Genomic DNA, 16,982 nt, shown 5'->3' on the forward strand with positions numbered 1-16,982 from the left:
TGCCTGTCACCTCACCGTTTTTATTTCTTCTTTACAAACTCTCTTTCTTCTCCAAAGGCTAATGCAGTCACGGCTGTCTTTCTATAGTCCTTTAGAAGTTCTGTTAGCTCGTTGTCTCTATCGATCATAAATTCAACTACTGGGAAAGCTTGTAATAGTTGAGCTAAGGATTCTGGAGATGCAGCGGTTTCGTTTGTTGGGAAGGTGTGGCTTGGGATTACGTATTTTACGTTTAATAGATTCCTAACAGCGTATGCTGCTTCTTTCGGACCCATGGTAAAATGACCGGAGGAAGAGAGAATGGCAATTTCAGGCTGATAGACATCCTGAATTAGCTTCATGTCTGCCATTAAAGCAGTGTCGCCTGAATGATAGAGAGTATAGTCATCCTTAAAGTCAAAAATATATCCCGCTGACTCCCCGGCATATATCGGAGTACCCGTTGTTTCTCCATAGGAAGAAGAGTGTCTTGCTTGAACCATTGTTACGGTTACATCATCAAACGATACTGAACCGCCAAAATTTATAGGAAGGACATTTTTAATCCCTTGTTGTAGAAGAATTAATGCAAGTTCATATTGGGCGACAATCATAATCTCTGGTTTGTGTTCTAGTATTTTTGGCAAACCACTCGTATGGTCAAAATGACCGTGTGTTAGAAAAACACAGTCGATAGATTGATAAAAGCTGGCAGTGTTTAGCTCGCTAGGAAAACCGGGATTCAAATCGAAAAAAGGATCAATTAAATAATTTTTTCCTTCCTTACTTTTTAGTACATACATCGCATGTCCAAGACGTTGAATCTTCATAAAAACATCCCCTTTACCTATTTAAATAGAAGTCATAAATCATTCTATTATGAATACAAGAGAATAAGAACTAGGACTCAAGCTGCTAGCTTGAATCTTTGTTTTCACCGGTAAACTATCATTGATAATAAAATAAAAATGAATAAACGTTATGTATAAATGACAAAAAATGAATAAATGGTGCCTGTCACCGAATCTAGTAGGACAACCGCCGTTCCTATTTCTTCCAGAAAACATATTTTATTAAAAATATGAAAGGAAGTGATAGTTTTGTTTGGTTATTCGATGGTTCAAATGGTACGAGCCCATGCTGATAAGTTGGAAAAGCCTTTACGTGAAAGACTCTTGAATCTTTATAGACCCTTTAAATGGACACCATGTTTTATGCATAATATGTTTGAAGGGGCTCTTAAATTGGGGAGAAAGTTCTCTGTTATTATTGAGTTTGAAAAGGGGTGCTTTGAATCAGGTTGTAATGAGGTAAAGCAAGTTATGAATAGTAATTTTTTAAATAATATGAAACGTGAGTATTCAAGAGTTTCATGCTGCAGTGCCGATGTAACTCCAAAAGGATTAGAAGAAATGCTCTCGAGTTGTCAGCATATTCGTAAAGTCTATTTAAATCGAGAGGTTCATGCGCTACTTGATGTAGCTGTACCTTCTGCAAATGCAAAAGATATACAAAGAAATAATACAGTGTTAACAGGGAATGGCGTAACTATTGCAGTGATTGATACAGGAATCTATCCTCACCAGGACTTATCTGGTAGAATTGTAGACTTTGTTGATTTTATCAATAATAGAACAGACCCATACGACGATAATGGTCACGGAACGCACTGTGCAGGAGATGCTGCTGGAAATGGAGCGGCTTCCAATTTTCTTTACAAAGGACCTGCACCAGAAGCATATCTGATTGGGGTAAAGGTTTTAGATAAACTTGGGTCAGGATCTTTAGAAACCGTTATGGATGGGGTTGAATGGTGTATTCAATACAATGAAAATAACCCTGCAAATAGAATTGATATCATCAGTATGTCCTTGGGAAGTACGGCACAGCGATATACAAGTGAAAATGATGACCCGATGGTAAAAATAGTGGAGGAAGCTTGGGCTTCTGGTATAGTGGTGTGTGTGGCAGCTGGAAATGAAGGGCCTGAGGCAGGTACTATAGCAAGCCCTGGTATCAGTGACAAAGTCATTACAGTTGGAGCACTTGACGATCGCAATACAGCCGAGACAAGAACGGATGATGATGTTGCGAGTTTTTCAAGTAGAGGACCTACGATATATAACTACACCAAACCTGATATCCTCGCACCGGGTGTTAATATTGTTTCTTTGCGTTCGCCTAACTCCTATTTGGACAAGCTGCAAAAAGCAAATAGAATTGAGAATGATTACTTTGTTTTATCGGGTACTTCAATGGCGACACCAATATGTGCAGGAATCGTTGCATTAATAAAACAGCACAATCCAAAATTAACGCCTCAGCAAATAAAAGATTCGCTAAAAACTGGAGCAGGTTTATGGCAAGAAAGAGATGAAAACATATACGGTGCCGGATATATTAATGCAGATGGCTCCATTCCTAAATAAATAATAACAGCCCGCCAGTAAGTTAAACTATTAACTACTTGCGGGCTGTTTATGATACCTAGGTGTACTATTCTATTTTGAAAGGTAGAGTTTAAGAACTAGAACTCATGCAGCTAGGGTTAATCTTTGCTTTCGTCGGTACACTACCTTTGATAATAAAACACTGCACTCATATAGAAGGATAAGTGGGATTATAACTAAAATATCAGATAATAAATCCGGTGGTGTGATTAAAACGGCCGTAACGATTAGAACGAAATAGGAGTATTTTCTGATCTTTTGTAATCGGTATGGGTTTAATACTCCAAGACTTGTCAGAAACATAATGACAACAGGAAGTTCAAATAAGAATCCAAATGGCAGTGTCATATGAAGCAGGAACTGAAAATATTTTTCTGTGGTAAAGAAGGTCATAAACATATCCTCCGACAGGGAGAGAAGGAATTGAAAGACAATCGGAAAGATGACAAAATACCCGAAGCTAATTCCTACGATAAAAAGGAGGAATAAGGCCGGAATATAGGCAAGTGTGACTTTCCGTTCCATATCCTTTAATGCTGGTCGAACAAACAGCCAAATTTGATAAGCGGCCATAGGGATAGTTCCTGAAATAGCTAGGACACTGGATAGCATTAAATACACCCACAATATATCGCTAGGTCCTAAAATGGCCAATTTCACCTCTACATCCTGTACAAGCCATTGATAAATATCCTCTACATAAATAAAAGCTAAAATGAATAACACCATAAAGGTTCCAATTATAAGTATCAGTCGTTTTCGTAATTCTTCGAAATGACCAATTAAATCCATATCCTGTTGTTTACTCAACCATTTTCCCCCCTTAAAAAAAGACGCAAGCACAACCTACTGCTCGCATCTTCCACAAATACAGCCATTCATTTAAATCATTTTTTCCTCTTTTTTGGGCTGTTCTTTTTCGCTGGCATCATCCGATACTAAATCACGGGTTGATTTTTTAAATTCCTTTAAGGTTGAGCCTACAGCACGACCTAGTTCAGGGAGTTTTGATGGCCCGAAAATGATTAGTGCGATGACAAGAACCAGAATTAAGCCCGGGATACCTATGTTTTGAAGCATGGAATAACCTCCTTAGATAGCTTCTTTTGTCTTTTTTCGAGTATGTCCAAAACTAAAAAGCTTATATTTGGCTTTATTTTTACAAAGATGACAACGAAAGCTTTCTTCCTCTGCAATTACCTTCACGTGAGGAATAAACATAAGCTTCAAGGCATCTCTTACGTGGTTTGAACAAACGAACATGATGAGAAAAGCCCCTTCCACATATACTTATTTGAAGCTTCCGCCTTGTACAGCAATTAAACACGAGCGTCCAAAGGTTTGATTAGGATATAGATTCCAAGTGCTAGGATGCTGTACATCTAAGAATAAAGTTTTTTCGTCTGGCGTTAACCATGGACCTGTTAATTCACTGCCTTTTGGACCTGAGGCAAATTGGAAAGGTTCCCCGTATTCTTTTCCATCCGTTGGAATCATGAATACACCACAGTTTTTATAAGCAGCATATTGATTCGTTTCGGTTGCACCAAAATCTTCCACAACCCATAGATTTCCTTTGCTGTCAAAGTGAAGGTTATCTGGGCAAGTAATCCCGCTTTGCTGTCCGCCAGCAACAAATACCTCAAACGTGAAGGCTTCACTAGCATGATCGCCGTTTGCGGGAGCAAATCGAACAATTTGACCATGGAAATTACCGTGACCCGTATTGTTTGTTAATGCTAAGAAAACGGATCCGTCATGAGGATGAATTTCCACGTCTTCTGGACGATCTAATAGTGTACCGCCAACGGCTTTTCCTGCAGCACGTGCATTCGTTAAGACCTCAGCTTGATCCGCAAACTGCCCTTGAAGCTTAGAATTTGTTGCATGATCGAGAGCAATCCATTTTTGCTCCTTCATACTGGCTACAAATAAAGTTCCGCTTTCTAGGATATCGAAATTGGCTTCACGATTGGCAGGATTAAACTTCTTGCTGCTAATGAATTTGTAGAAGCATGCATCGCCTTTATCATCACCCATATATACGACAACTCTGCCATCATTGGTTAAGCCCATTGCTGTATTTTCATGGGCAAAGCGGCCGAGGGCAGTGTGCTTACGTACAGTTCTTTTTGAATCAAACGGATCAACTTCGACTACCCAGCCGTAATGTTCATCGGTAAAATTAGGCCAGCCATAATCATCGCCATATTCTGTGTTTTCTTCACAAGATAGAACGGTATTCCATAAAGTACGTCCGCCGCTACAGTTTCCTAATGAACCAACCACAGTCTTAGCGCCGCCTACATACTTGCTTCCGCGTGCAGGACCAGTTAATTCAATTAGAGTATTACCATCGACACGGCGATTATATGTATCATCAACTACAAGCTTCCAGCCGTCTTTCTCTTTTTTAACGTGAATGACAGAACCGCCGACAGCCTCTTTTTCCATTTTTAGAAGATCGGGATAGTTTGCTAGATTCTCCTTTTTGAAAGTAGATTCATTGATTCCTAGCAATTTCATATAGTTTTCCGGTTCAGGGAATTCGTGATTTACCCAAATCAAACCTTCTTCAGAATTGTTACCACCTTTTAAACTATCCATTGGAAAATAGACTGTAAGGTCAGCGGCATCCCCGAATTTTTCACCCAATGAGTTAATCTTATCACCATAAGAAGCGATAATGGAGTAGTTGTACCCTTTAGGGAGTACCACATCGTTTTCCCAGGTACGACTAATTGATTTGAACGGTGAAGTAAGTGATTTGCCCTTTCCGGATGGCTGTCCATTCATTAAATGGTCTCCAGTCATAGCATTTCCTGTTAATGCTCCAATCCCAGATGATGCGGCAACTAATGCAGCGGTACCACTTCCAACATAGGTTAAAAATAAACGGCGATCCATATAATCATTCTCCCCTTTGATTCGATTTTGAACCTTACACTTTGATTATAGGTAGTCCCTTTGGTAATGTTAATTAAGGGAATGTAAAGATTTGTTAAGAAAAAATAAATTACTTTAATTATCTGTAAATTTAGTAAAGACGCTGACACTCACCCATTCATAAATGGAGGGGATTCCGCCTAAAAATTGATCCATCAGGAAATCAAATACGCTTAGAATTAAAATAAAGTTCTATCAATGTATTAATGAAAAGAGACTTGGGGAAACCTAATGTCTCTTTTTTATATGTCCAATTGCAGTTTTTGGTAAATATACTAATCGCAAATGGCAGGAATCATTGTATAATAGATTTTGCCCAATCCTTTAATATAGTTTTCTGAAAGGGGTTTCATGTGAAAAAGCTAATTCTTGTTTATGCTATTTTAATCAGTGCCTTTCTTATCTATTTAGTAAACTATCAATCGCGGGAATTGCCTGCAAGTTCTAATGGAAACGGAGTAGGGCTTCAAGGTGATATCGATGAAAAATATGTCATGGTTACATTCCTCGTTGGGATTGATTATTGGAAGAATGTTGTGAAAGGATTTGAGGATGCTGCCCAAGCGCTAAATGTATCCGTAGAATACCGGGGTGCAACACAATATGACGTGAATGAGCAAATCACCGTTCTTGAACAGGTTATCGCTAGGAAACCATCAGGTATTGCCATCTCATCGATGCATCCAAATGCATTAAATGCAACCATTGACAAAGCGATTAATGCAGGGATACCTGTTGTCATGTTTGATTCTGATGCACCTGACAGTAAGGCTTATTCCTTCTTAGGAACAGATAATTTTAATGCTGGTGTAACAGTAGCTCATAAAATGGCCAAATTAATCGACAATAGCGGGAAAGTTGCCGTTATCACCTTACCAAATCAACAAAATCACATGGATCGCACGAGAGGTTTTCGAGAGACAGTGGAGAGGCAATACCCTAATATTGAAGTGGTAGCAATCGAAGATGGAAAAGGTGATGAGTTAGTTTCAGGAAATTTGGCGGTAGAAATCATAAAAGAACATCCTGATTTAAAAGGTGTGTTTGTAACAGAGGCAAATGGCGGTGTTGGGGTAGCTAAAGCAACGAAAAATTTAAAAGTAGACAATCAAGTAAAAATTATTGGTTTCGATACCGACAAACAAACGTTAGATTTGGTGAAGGACGGACGTATATCCGCTACCATAGCTCAGGGGACCTGGAATATGGGGTTTTGGTCCTTACAATATTTGTTTGAACTTAAACATGGTTTGATAGAACCGGAAAGTGCCCAGTACATAGCCAATAATCAATCACCACCGAAAATGGATACTGGTATAACAGTTGTGACAAAAGAGAATGTTGACATCTATTATGCGAAGTAAGGCAACATAGAAAAGAGTGATAATATGAAAAAAGTAAAATCATTTGAAATAAATGATTTGCCTATTCGTACCAAAATAATTGTCCTATTACTTGTAATTAGTATTCTCCCTTCTATCGCTTTTGGTTCCTTAGTAAATATGGCAGTAGATAATATCATTGAAAAACAAGCATCTGAGCATACACTCCAATTAATTGGCCAGGCTAATAAATCACTAGAATCATATGGAGAAACGATGCAGGATGTCTCCTATTTAATCTCTTTCAATCCAGATATTATTCGTTTTCTACACGGTGATGAGGATCTAGATTCAAATGATAATTATCAACTCAAGAAATTCTTACAAGGTTTCACTACGGTCAATCCTGAAATTGCGGGGATTCTTGTGATTAATGAAGAAGGTAATTATCTTAGTAACGAGCTGTATCCCAGGAATATCAAATCACTGACGGAAGAAAGATGGTATCAAGACGCCGTAGAGAATAAAGGTATTTTTAATTTTATCGGTCATCCTGCAGACAGAAGCTTAAAATCTCATGTCAATTATACGGATCATGAAATTGTTTCAGGTGCACGAGCAATCGTAGATCCTGAATCGGAAAAGGTGATTGGCGTCGTCTTAATCGACTTAAAATTGCGGGTAATCTCTGAAATTATTGAGGATGTTCGCTTAGGTAAATCAGGGTATTTGATGGTTATTGATGATGAGGGTGAGGTCATTTATTCCCCCCAGGGATCGCTAGTAGATAGTATTCAACTAAGTTGGTTTAAATCTGACTCTCCAAACTCCTTTTCAAAAAAAATAAATGGTAGAAACATGCAGTTTATTTATAGAAAGTCTCCCTTTACGAATTGGACGACGATAGGGGTATTTTCTACAACGGAATCTGTTATGGAGGTCAGGCAGGTTAATTTTTATATTATAAGTATTTTATTTATTGTTCTTGCATTTGTTATTGGTGTCTCCTATTATTTGTCCTATTCAATGTCAAAGCCAATCAATCAACTAAATAGTGTTATGAAAAAAGTAGAATCAGGGGATTTATCGATTCGTTATCGGGGTAACCGCGCGGATGAAATCGGGATGTTGGGAAGAAGCTTTAATAACATGATTGAACAAATTAATAAGCTGATTGCCTTAATGCAGATTCAAGGACGGCAAAAGCGGGACGCAGAATTGCAGGCGCTTCAAGCGCATATTAAACCACACTTTTTATATAATACACTCGATACGATTAATTGGATGTCCCGGAAAAAAGGGGCATTGGATGTTGCGGAACTCGTAGAATCACTATCTCAGCTTTTTAGAATTGGTCTGAGTAAAGGAAATGACATCATACCATTAGAAGATGAGATTGAACATATTCATAGCTATTTAAAAATACAAAAAGCTAGATATAAAGATAAATTGAATTATAGTGTTTCTGTTGATCCTGAACTAAACAATATCGAAGTTGTTAAATTAGTGTTGCAGCCTATTGTAGAAAATGCGATTTATCATGGAATAAAGGAAAGGCGGGGGCCGGGGAATATTTCTATTACCGTCGAAGCAGCTGAAGGAAATTTAGTCATGTATGTAAAAGATGATGGGATTGGAATGTCTGAGGAAAGACTATCTAGATTAAATGAAGGTTTGGCGGTTTCTTTCGATCGTCTCGAAGAAACTAGGAAAAAGAACTCTATTGGTTACGGGGTCATGAATGTACAGGCTAGAATTAAATTAACCTTTGGGGAACCGTATGGTCTAAGTGTCGAAAGTATTCAGGGAAAAGGTACAACCGTAAAAATCTTACTTCCATTAAATACAAATAAATGACAAATTTCAGAACATAATGGGGTGTTATGCTTGCAGCAGTTTTTAAAGGTCTTAATTGCAGATGATGAGCCAATCATTAGAGAAGGTATTAGGTATTCGATTGATTGGAACGAAATAGGGATGGAAGTTGCAGCAGAAGCAGAAGATGGAGAAGAGGCTTTAGAATTAGCGTTAAAATATGAAATTGATATTCTTTTAGCTGACTTAAATATGCCAATTATGAATGGTCTAGCTTTAATTAAAAATATTCGCAGGAGTCTTCCAAATTGCAGAGTTGTCGTTATTTCTGGATATGATGAATTTGCCTATGCCCAAGAGGCGCTGCGATTACAGGTGGATGATTATATTTTAAAGCCGATTAAACCAAGCAATTTAACAGAAGTACTCGAAAGAACACGTGAGAAACATAAAATTCAGTCAGCAAAAAAGAAATATTTAGAAGTAGCTTCAAATCAAATCTTACAAAATACGTTAATGATTCAAGAGCAGTTTTGCCGAAACTGGATCGCAGGAAGCTTTATAGATGAAAAAGTTAAGGAACAGCTAATTTTTTGGGGGCTGCCAGAGAAAAGCCCGAATCTGCTGGCTGTAGTCCGGAGTCAGGAATTAGAAAGTAAACAGCCTCTTTTACAAGAGGGTGATAAAGAATTAATCCTGTTTGGGGTAAAGAATATTGTGTTAGAAATTTTGGGAAAGGAACCAAAGCTCGTTTTCGATGACTCTTCAGGGTTGCTTTTTATCCTATTATGGGGTCGTGAGTACGACGAAATATTTTTAACAATTGAAAAGTGCATCCAAACCCATTTAGACGTAACTGTTACAATTTATTCAGAACCGGTGACAGGGGATTTTGGCGGCGTTCCATCTGCTTATAAGAGCTGTTTAAAGAAGGTATATGAGGAAATTCCCATTTCTCCAATCGTCAAAAGGGCGAAAAACTTTATTACTGAAACGTATACGAATCCTGAGCTGACATTAGAAATGGTTGCCTCGCTGCTGCAGGTTTCACCTGTCTATTTAAGCAGGACGATTAAACAAGAGCTGGGGACATCCTTTGTCGGTTTAGTAACACAAAAGAGAATTGAAAAAGCTATAAAACTATTACATACAACGGAATTACAAATGGTTGAAATTGCAGAGCAGACAGGCTATGCAACCCAGCATTATTTTAGTACGGCATTTAAAAAGTTTGTAGGTGTGTCTCCCAACCAGTATCGAAGAGGATTAACGGCGCAGTCAATTGAAAAATAGTCTATGGAAAAAAGGAGTTACTAGTTTAGTAGCTCTTTTTTGCTTTCGCCTTTTTTGTAAGCGTTTAAAAAAATGTTAATTTTTTATAAAAATAGTCATTTTTTTGAAAAGACGGAATTTAATTGCACTGTTATTATTTTTCTAGAGACAGGAAAACAATCTGACTCATAAAAAGATAATAAGGGGAGTGTAATACCAATGAAGAAAGCGTTATCAATAATCTTGGTAGTAACCATGATGATGTTTGTTCTAGCAGCGTGCGGCAGTAAGGAATCCTCTGGTGACGGAAAAAATGGTTATGTTGGAATTGCCATGCCGACAAAGTCCTCTGAAAGATGGGTACATGATGGTGACAACATGGTAAAAGAATTTGAAGCCTTAGGATATAAAACGGATTTACAATATGCTGAAGACGTTGTAGAAAACCAAGTATCCCAAATTGAAAATATGATTACAAAGGGTGTAGACGTTCTAGTTGTAGCTTCTATCGATGGTGAAGCATTAACAGACGTTTTATCAAAAGCAAACGATGAGAAAATCAAAGTCATTGCCTATGACCGTTTAATCAAAAATACGGAGCATGTTGAATACTATGCTACTTTTGATAACTTCAAAGTAGGCGTACAACAAGGTTCCTATATTGAAGAAAAATTAGGATTAAAAGATGGAAAAGGTCCATTTAACATTGAATTATTTGCAGGGTCACCAGATGACAATAATGCATATTTCTTCTTTGATGGTGCGATGTCAATTTTAGAGCCTTATATTAAGTCTGGAAAGTTAGTAGTAAAGAGTGGACAAACCTCATTTGAACAAGCAGCTACTTTAAGATGGGATGGAGCTACTGCTCAATCGAGAATGGATAATCTATTAAGTGCCAAGTATGCTTCTGAGAGAGTAGACGCAGTACTATCACCATATGACGGTATTAGTATCGGGATTATCTCTTCCTTAAAAGGTATTGGTTACGGTTCTGCCAGCCAGCCTCTTCCAATTATTACAGGTCAAGATGCGGAGTTAGCATCTGTAAAATCAATTATTGCCGGTGAGCAAACACAAACAGTATTTAAGGATACTCGTGAGTTAGCGAAGAAAGCGGTTGAAATGGCAGATGCGGTATTAAAAGGTAAAAAACCTGAAGTGAATGATACAAAAACATATGACAATGGAAAGAAAGTCGTACCTTCCTATCTATTAGAGCCTGTATCTGTTGATATAGAAAACTATAAATCTGTATTAGTAGATGGTGGATATTGGACCGAAAAGGACCTTAAATAAAGGATAATAAAAAAATGATTTAGTGGTTTTTTCTTAAGACCACTAAATCATTTATTACATTATGAAGGTGTGGTGTTACAATGTCTGAGATTATATTAGAAATGAAAAGTATAACAAAAGAGTTTCCAGGCGTTAAAGCACTTGAGAATGTTAATTTGAAAGTGAAAAAAGGGGAAATTCATGCACTCATGGGTGAAAATGGTGCAGGAAAATCTACTTTAATGAAGGTATTAAGCGGAGTATATCCGATTGGAACATATACCGGTGATATTCTTTTTGAGGAAAAGGTATGTGAATTTAAAGATATCAAACAGAGTGAAGAGTTGGGAATAGTCATTATTCATCAAGAATTAGCGTTAATCCCAGATCTATCAATAGCAGAAAATATTTTTCTAGGTAATGAACAGGCAAATAAGGGAATTATCAATTGGAACGAAACGACGCTCAAAACAAAAGAACTCTTAACTAAAGTAGGATTGTCTGAAAACCCTCATACAAAGATTACTGATATCGGTGTTGGTAAACAACAATTGGTTGAAATTGCAAAAGCACTATCAAAACGAGTAAAATTACTAATTTTGGATGAACCGACTGCGGCATTAAATGAAAATGATAGTGAGAATCTCTTGAATTTATTACTAGAATTAAAAAAGCAAGGGATAACCGCTATTATAATCTCACATAAATTAAATGAAATCTTAAAGGTAGCAGATTCTATAACGATTCTTCGTGATGGACAAACCATTGAAACACTGGATGTACATGGCGGAAACATTACAGAAGAACGTGTTATTAAAGGAATGGTTGGGCGTGACTTAACCAATCGTTATCCAAAAAGAGAGCCTAGAATTGGTGACGTTATTTTTGAAGTGAAGAATTGGAATGTTTATCATCCTTTACATAGCGATCGGAAGGTACTGGACAATATTAATTTTAACATTAAAAAAGGTGAAATTGTTGGAATCGCTGGTTTGATGGGTGCCGGAAGAACTGAGCTTGCGATGAGTCTTTTTGGTAAGTCATTTGGGCAAAAAATAAGCGGGAACATCTACTTGAATGGAGATGAGGTCCAATTTAAAAATGTCAGCCAGGCGATTAAAAAAGGACTTGCCTATGTGTCGGAAGACCGAAAAGGTAACGGGTTAATTTTAATGGATGATATCCGAAAAAATATCTCCCTGCCAAGTCTGTTTTCGATTTCTAGAAATAATGTCATTAATGAAAATCAAGAAATCGTTGAAGCTGAAAAATTCCGTGAAAAGTTAAAAATAAAAACTCCAAGCATTTGGCAAGAGGCAGGGAACCTAAGCGGCGGGAACCAGCAAAAGGTCGTTTTAAGTAAATGGATGTTTTCCAAGCCCGAAATATTAATATTAGACGAACCTACTCGAGGAATTGATGTTGGGGCAAAGTTTGATATTTATACGATTATTAATCAATTGGCAGATGAAGGCAAAGGTGTGTTAGTGATTTCTTCTGAACTTCCTGAGATTTTGGGGATTTGTGACCGAGTCTATGTGATGAGTGAGGGCAGAATCACTGGTGAAGTTGAAAGAAAAGATGCCACTCAAGAAAATCTAATGAAATTTATGACGAAGACGAGGGGGTAAAAAAGATGCAAACGTTAGTAAGTATGGCAAAGAAAAATTTACGATCATCCAGTATGATTATTGCATTAGTATTTATTATGCTGCTCTTTCAAATCTTAACGGAAGGCATCCTGTTAAAGCCTTTAAATGTAACAAACTTAATTCTACAAAACTCTTATATTTTAGTACTAGCAATCGGAATGGTATTAGTCATTATTACAGGACATATTGATTTGTCAGTTGGTTCAATTGCAGCCTTTGTCGGTGCAATTGCAGGTATATTAATTGTTACATATCATGTCTCTACACCCCTTGCTATCATTATTTCTTTATTAATTGGAGCAATCATTGGAGCTTGGCAGGGATTTTGGATTGCTTATGTAAAAATACCGGCATTTATTGTTACACTTGCAGGGATGTTGTTGTTCAGAGGATTAACGATGGTTGTGTTACAAGGACAATCAATCGCGCCATTTCCAAAGTCCTTCCAAGGAATGAGTTCAGGCTTTATTCCTGATTTATTTGGAGGAGGAGAGATCCACCTCTTAACCATTGTCATCGGTGTTGTATTATCGGTAATTCTAATCTTTACTGAGTTGAAAAATAGAAGAACGCAATTGAAATATCAATTTGATGTTTCTCCAACAAGTGTATTTGTTGCAAAACTTGCTGTTTTGGTAGCTATTCTTCTAGTATTCTCATATGTACTCTCGACGTATAATGGTATCCCAAATATTTTAATTATCTTAGCATTATTAATTCTGATTTATACCTTCGTTATGAGAAAAACAATTGTTGGCCGACATATTTATGCAATCGGTGGAAATGAAAAAGCAGCTCAGCTTTCAGGGGTTAAAACAAAGAAAGTTACTTTCTGGGTATTCGTTAATATGGGAGTACTTTCAGCGTTATCAGGATTAATTTTCGCTGCACGTTTGAATGCAGCAACTCCGAAAGCAGGTAACCTTTTTGAACTAGATGCCATTGCAGCATGTTTCATTGGTGGTGCTTCTGCATATGGTGGTATCGGTACGGTTCCTGGTGCGATTATCGGTGGACTTGTAATGGGTGTTATGAACAATGGTATGTCATTAATTGGTTTAGGAATCGACTGGCAGCAAGCAATTAAAGGACTTGTTTTACTAGCGGCTGTTGCATTTGATATTTACAACAAAAATAAAGCATCATAATCGAGTGGAAGACAGTTTGCAGCTGTCTTCTTTTTTTGTTTAGCTTTGTTAAATTTATTGTTGATTATTAGTGCAATGGTAAAAATGGTCGATGAAAGACAAATCAGGAGAGTTCCCAATGAGATTAGTCCTTCATTAGGATTTCGGTATGAAAAATCAACATCTATCTTTAACAGAGCTTTTTGTTTAAAAATATCTGGAAAATTTTCCAATAATGATTGTTTTTTGTAAATTAAAGTAGTATAGTACATTACAACAGTAATGTACTATGTCAGAAAGGAGGAAAAGGGTTGATTCTTAATATGGACGGAAGCAAGCCAATTTATTTGCAAATTGGAGAATGGCTGGAGAGAGAGATTTTGAACGGGAATTTTGGCAGTGACCAAAAAATTTACTCGCAGTACCAGCTCGCAGAATTGTTTACAATCAATCCAGCAACCGCTGCGAAAGGCCTAACTCTTTTGGCAGAGGAAAACATTTTGTATAAAAAACGTGGACTTGGAATGTTTGTTTCGCCAAATGCGAAGGAAATTATCATCAACAAACGGAAAAATCAAACCTTAAAGAAATTAGTTATTGAAATTGTCATGGAATCCGAACGGTTGGACGTGAGCAAAGAGGAATTAATTCAAATGATAAACGATGTAAAGACGGGGGAGGCAGGGGAATGAACGTGATTGAGTGCAGGGGTTTAACCAAGGTTTATGGAAAAACAAAAGCGTTGAATCATCTATCTTTTACCATCGAAGAAAATAAGATTACGGGTTTAATAGGTCGGAATGGTTCGGGTAAAACGACGCTTTTAAAAACCATTGCCGGATACTTGCGAGAGACTTCAGGTGAAATTAAGGTTTTTTCTGAGAAGTCGTTTAATAATTTAATGGTCTCTGCCAATGTCATTTATATTAATGACCAAATGAATTTCCCGACCGCATTAACACTGAGAGAAGTACTAAATGTATCCGCAATGTTTTATGAAAAATGGGACCATGAGCTCGCTAATCGTCTATTTGACTATTTTTCATTCCAATCAACCCACTATTACAACGATCTTTCTAAGGGGATGAAAAGTACATTTAATATGATTGTAGGATTATGTGCTCGATGTGCTTTAACGATGTTTGATGAACCTACTACTGGTATGGATGCGGCCGTCCGCAAAGACTTTTATCGTGCCTTACTTAAGGATTATATCGCTTATCCCCGTACCATTTTACTTTCAAGTCACCACTTAGAGGAAATTGAGGATTTACTAGAAGATATTCTGCTCATTAAAGAGGGAAGAGAACATCTGCATATGCCGATAGGAGAATTAAAAGAATGGGCAATTGGCATTCAAGGATTGTCAGAAAACGTGGAGGAATGGACACGGAATAAAGAGGTCATCTATTCGAAGGATATCGGAGTAAATCGCACGTATGCGGTTGTAAAAAACAACCTTTCTGAAGCTGATCATCAGAAAGCTAAGGCAGCAGATCTTGCTCTAACGCAAGTCACTTCAAGTGATGTTTGTGTGTATTTAACAAGTAAAACAAAAGGGGGAATAGATGATGTCTTTATCAAAGACTAGTTTGCTGGATAATGTTAAGAAGCAATTTACTTTTAAATTAAAGGCATATAAACAAGTATTTATATCGCTCATTTTTATCCAGCTATTAGCGGTATTCTTCTCGTTTAACGGTGTTGGAATGATGGGTTCGAGCAGTGAAAGTATTGAAATTGATATTCAGTTCTATTCTGCTGATATGGTTATTATTTTTACTATAATCTGGGCTTTTATTACAGCAATACTGATCACAACAACTGCCTATAAAAAGGATGATTTTACGTTTGTAACCAATCAATTAAGCAGTAATCTTTCAAACATGCTATTTTTACTAACAGGAAGTATCGTTGGTGGAATAACGGCGATGCTATCAACCTCATTAATGAAAATTATCATGAACATTTTTGGTGGTCTGGGGTATATTTCCGCTAGTCCTTCACTTTCAGAAATAGTAATTGGATACAGTTCAACTATTCTTTACATTCTACTATTTTCTGGCCTCGGGTATTTATTTGGAACATTGGTGCAAATAAGTAAGGCTTTTGCGGTATTGATTCCAGGAGTTTTTATCGGAGCGGGAATACTGGGTGCGGGAAGTTTGGGCTTTGAATGGGTGAAAGGCATGTATCAATTTATATTTACCGAACCCTCCGTTTTAGTATTTGTCCTAAAGGTACTGGTAATCGTTGCTATGCTTTTTACTAGTTCCATTGCCTTATCAAATAGAATGGAGGTGAGGGAATGACTTTTCTTGTACCTTTTCTTATAATCTTAATTATAATCTTTTCGATTGTTAGAATTTTAAGAAGTGGCAGGATGAAGAAAATCCTCCAGGGAAGTCGTTTACGCTGGATGTTAGGCGGATATGTTGCTATACTCCTAATTTGTACAGGTGTGAGTCCGCTACTGCCGGATAAAGAAGTAACCTATAAAGTCATAAAGAATAGTCAAGACCTAGATAAAGAAAGCACGGAGTTATATGAAGCTGCGATTGAGGGAAATATCGATAAGGTAGACAATAAATACATCAATAAGCGATGGAGCTTCGGGTACGAGGAGCAAGAACTTACCATTGCAACCGAAAACAATGAACTTATTAATACCGCAGTAATTGTGGAGAGAAAAACGGTGAACGATGGTAAAATTGAAGCACTTCACTTTAAAACACGTTCAGGCGTAAATAACATGGAAATAACGGAACTAGAAAAGCCGATTCGAGCAGAACTAAAGGGAAATACATTAACAATAAAAAATCCAGAAAAAGTTAAACTCAAATTCTCCCAATTTCAACATGCATTCACAGTCAACCAATTCACAGGAGAAAAACCCTTCAGCCGCTCAACCCATTTCTATGGCGGAACCAGCATCCTGTACCTAAAAATACCTAAAGACCTAAAACTAGTCGATCACTCTTACATCAATTATCAATTTATAGAATAGGAAGAGGATGGTGCCTGGTGTATTAGATAATACATGTCGAAAGGTATTTCCTCCAGAAATTACAAAAAGACCCCAGTACACTTCATGAAGTAAGATTAAGATACCTGACAGGGAACCTCAAACTTACATCATTC

General features: G+C 37.2%; 15 protein-coding genes. 11 read left to right on the forward strand and 4 right to left on the reverse strand.

Going from position 1 to position 16,982, the window contains the following annotated elements; translation table 11 throughout:
• Positions 1–20: 20 nt before the first annotated feature.
• Positions 21–809, reverse strand: coding sequence for a metal-dependent hydrolase (locus M3189_RS20020; RefSeq protein WP_251637055.1), 789 nt, complete (start codon positions 807–809; stop codon positions 21–23).
• A gap of 270 nt (positions 810–1,079) precedes the next feature.
• On the opposite strand from M3189_RS20020, the gene M3189_RS20025 reads away from it, so the two are divergent.
• Positions 1,080–2,408, forward strand: a complete 1,329-nt coding sequence (locus M3189_RS20025) for a S8 family peptidase (protein ID WP_251637057.1) — start codon at positions 1,080–1,082, stop codon at positions 2,406–2,408.
• A gap of 105 nt (positions 2,409–2,513) precedes the next feature.
• Here the strand turns inward: M3189_RS20025 and tatC are convergent, their stop codons facing one another.
• The 3 genes from tatC to M3189_RS20040 all read right to left on the reverse strand — a co-directional run bounded on the left by tatC (position 2,514) and on the right by M3189_RS20040 (position 5,336).
• Positions 2,514–3,221, reverse strand: coding sequence for a twin-arginine translocase subunit TatC (gene tatC, locus M3189_RS20030; protein ID WP_251637113.1), 708 nt, complete (start codon positions 3,219–3,221; stop codon positions 2,514–2,516).
• A gap of 90 nt (positions 3,222–3,311) precedes the next feature.
• On the reverse strand, positions 3,312–3,509 hold the full coding sequence (locus M3189_RS20035; RefSeq protein ID WP_251637060.1) for a twin-arginine translocase TatA/TatE family subunit: 198 nt from the start codon (positions 3,507–3,509) through the stop codon (positions 3,312–3,314).
• A 210-nt stretch (positions 3,510–3,719) separates the two neighbouring features.
• Positions 3,720–5,336, reverse strand: a complete 1,617-nt coding sequence (locus M3189_RS20040) for a PhoX family protein (protein WP_251637062.1) — start codon at positions 5,334–5,336, stop codon at positions 3,720–3,722.
• Between the two features lie 392 nt (positions 5,337–5,728).
• On the opposite strand from M3189_RS20040, the gene M3189_RS20045 reads away from it, so the two are divergent.
• The 10 genes from M3189_RS20045 to M3189_RS20090 all read left to right on the forward strand — a co-directional run bounded on the left by M3189_RS20045 (position 5,729) and on the right by M3189_RS20090 (position 16,848).
• Complete coding sequence (locus M3189_RS20045) at positions 5,729–6,739, forward strand: substrate-binding domain-containing protein (RefSeq protein ID WP_251637064.1); 1,011 nt, start codon at positions 5,729–5,731, stop codon at positions 6,737–6,739.
• A gap of 24 nt (positions 6,740–6,763) precedes the next feature.
• Positions 6,764–8,554 carry a sensor histidine kinase gene (locus M3189_RS20050; protein ID WP_251637066.1) on the forward strand — a complete coding sequence of 597 codons (1,791 nt, stop codon included), beginning with the start codon at positions 6,764–6,766 and terminating at the stop codon, positions 8,552–8,554.
• Positions 8,555–8,584: 30 nt separating this feature from the next.
• On the forward strand, positions 8,585–9,805 hold the full coding sequence (locus M3189_RS20055; protein WP_251637068.1) for a response regulator: 1,221 nt from the start codon (positions 8,585–8,587) through the stop codon (positions 9,803–9,805).
• 198 nt (positions 9,806–10,003) lie between these two features.
• On the forward strand, positions 10,004–11,083 hold the full coding sequence (chvE, locus tag M3189_RS20060) for a multiple monosaccharide ABC transporter substrate-binding protein (protein WP_285889750.1): 1,080 nt from the start codon (positions 10,004–10,006) through the stop codon (positions 11,081–11,083).
• An 80-nt stretch (positions 11,084–11,163) separates the two neighbouring features.
• On the forward strand, positions 11,164–12,693 hold the full coding sequence (gene mmsA, locus M3189_RS20065) for a multiple monosaccharide ABC transporter ATP-binding protein (RefSeq protein WP_251637070.1): 1,530 nt from the start codon (positions 11,164–11,166) through the stop codon (positions 12,691–12,693).
• Positions 12,694–12,698: 5 nt separating this feature from the next.
• A complete protein-coding gene (gene mmsB / locus M3189_RS20070; protein ID WP_251637072.1) occupies positions 12,699–13,862 on the forward strand; it encodes a multiple monosaccharide ABC transporter permease in 1,164 nt (387 codons plus the stop codon).
• Between the two features lie 290 nt (positions 13,863–14,152).
• Positions 14,153–14,533 (forward strand): GntR family transcriptional regulator, encoded by a 381-nt coding sequence (locus tag M3189_RS20075; RefSeq protein WP_251637075.1) that lies wholly within the window; start codon positions 14,153–14,155, stop codon positions 14,531–14,533.
• Positions 14,530–15,432, forward strand: a complete 903-nt coding sequence (locus M3189_RS20080) for an ABC transporter ATP-binding protein (protein WP_251637077.1) — start codon at positions 14,530–14,532, stop codon at positions 15,430–15,432. Before M3189_RS20075 ends, M3189_RS20080 begins: the two co-directional genes overlap by 4 nt.
• Positions 15,413–16,153: a hypothetical protein gene (locus tag M3189_RS20085; RefSeq protein WP_251637079.1), complete on the forward strand. Its 741-nt coding sequence runs from the start codon at positions 15,413–15,415 to the stop codon at positions 16,151–16,153. The genes M3189_RS20080 and M3189_RS20085 overlap by 20 nt, the downstream gene beginning before the upstream one ends.
• Positions 16,150–16,848 carry a hypothetical protein gene (locus tag M3189_RS20090; protein WP_251637081.1) on the forward strand — a complete coding sequence of 233 codons (699 nt, stop codon included), beginning with the start codon at positions 16,150–16,152 and terminating at the stop codon, positions 16,846–16,848. The genes M3189_RS20085 and M3189_RS20090 overlap by 4 nt, the downstream gene beginning before the upstream one ends.
• Positions 16,849–16,982: the final 134 nt, after the last annotated feature.

The organism is Neobacillus niacini, from assembly GCF_023715415.1.
Classification (GTDB): domain Bacteria; phylum Bacillota; class Bacilli; order Bacillales; family Cytobacillaceae; genus Neobacillus; species Neobacillus niacini_C.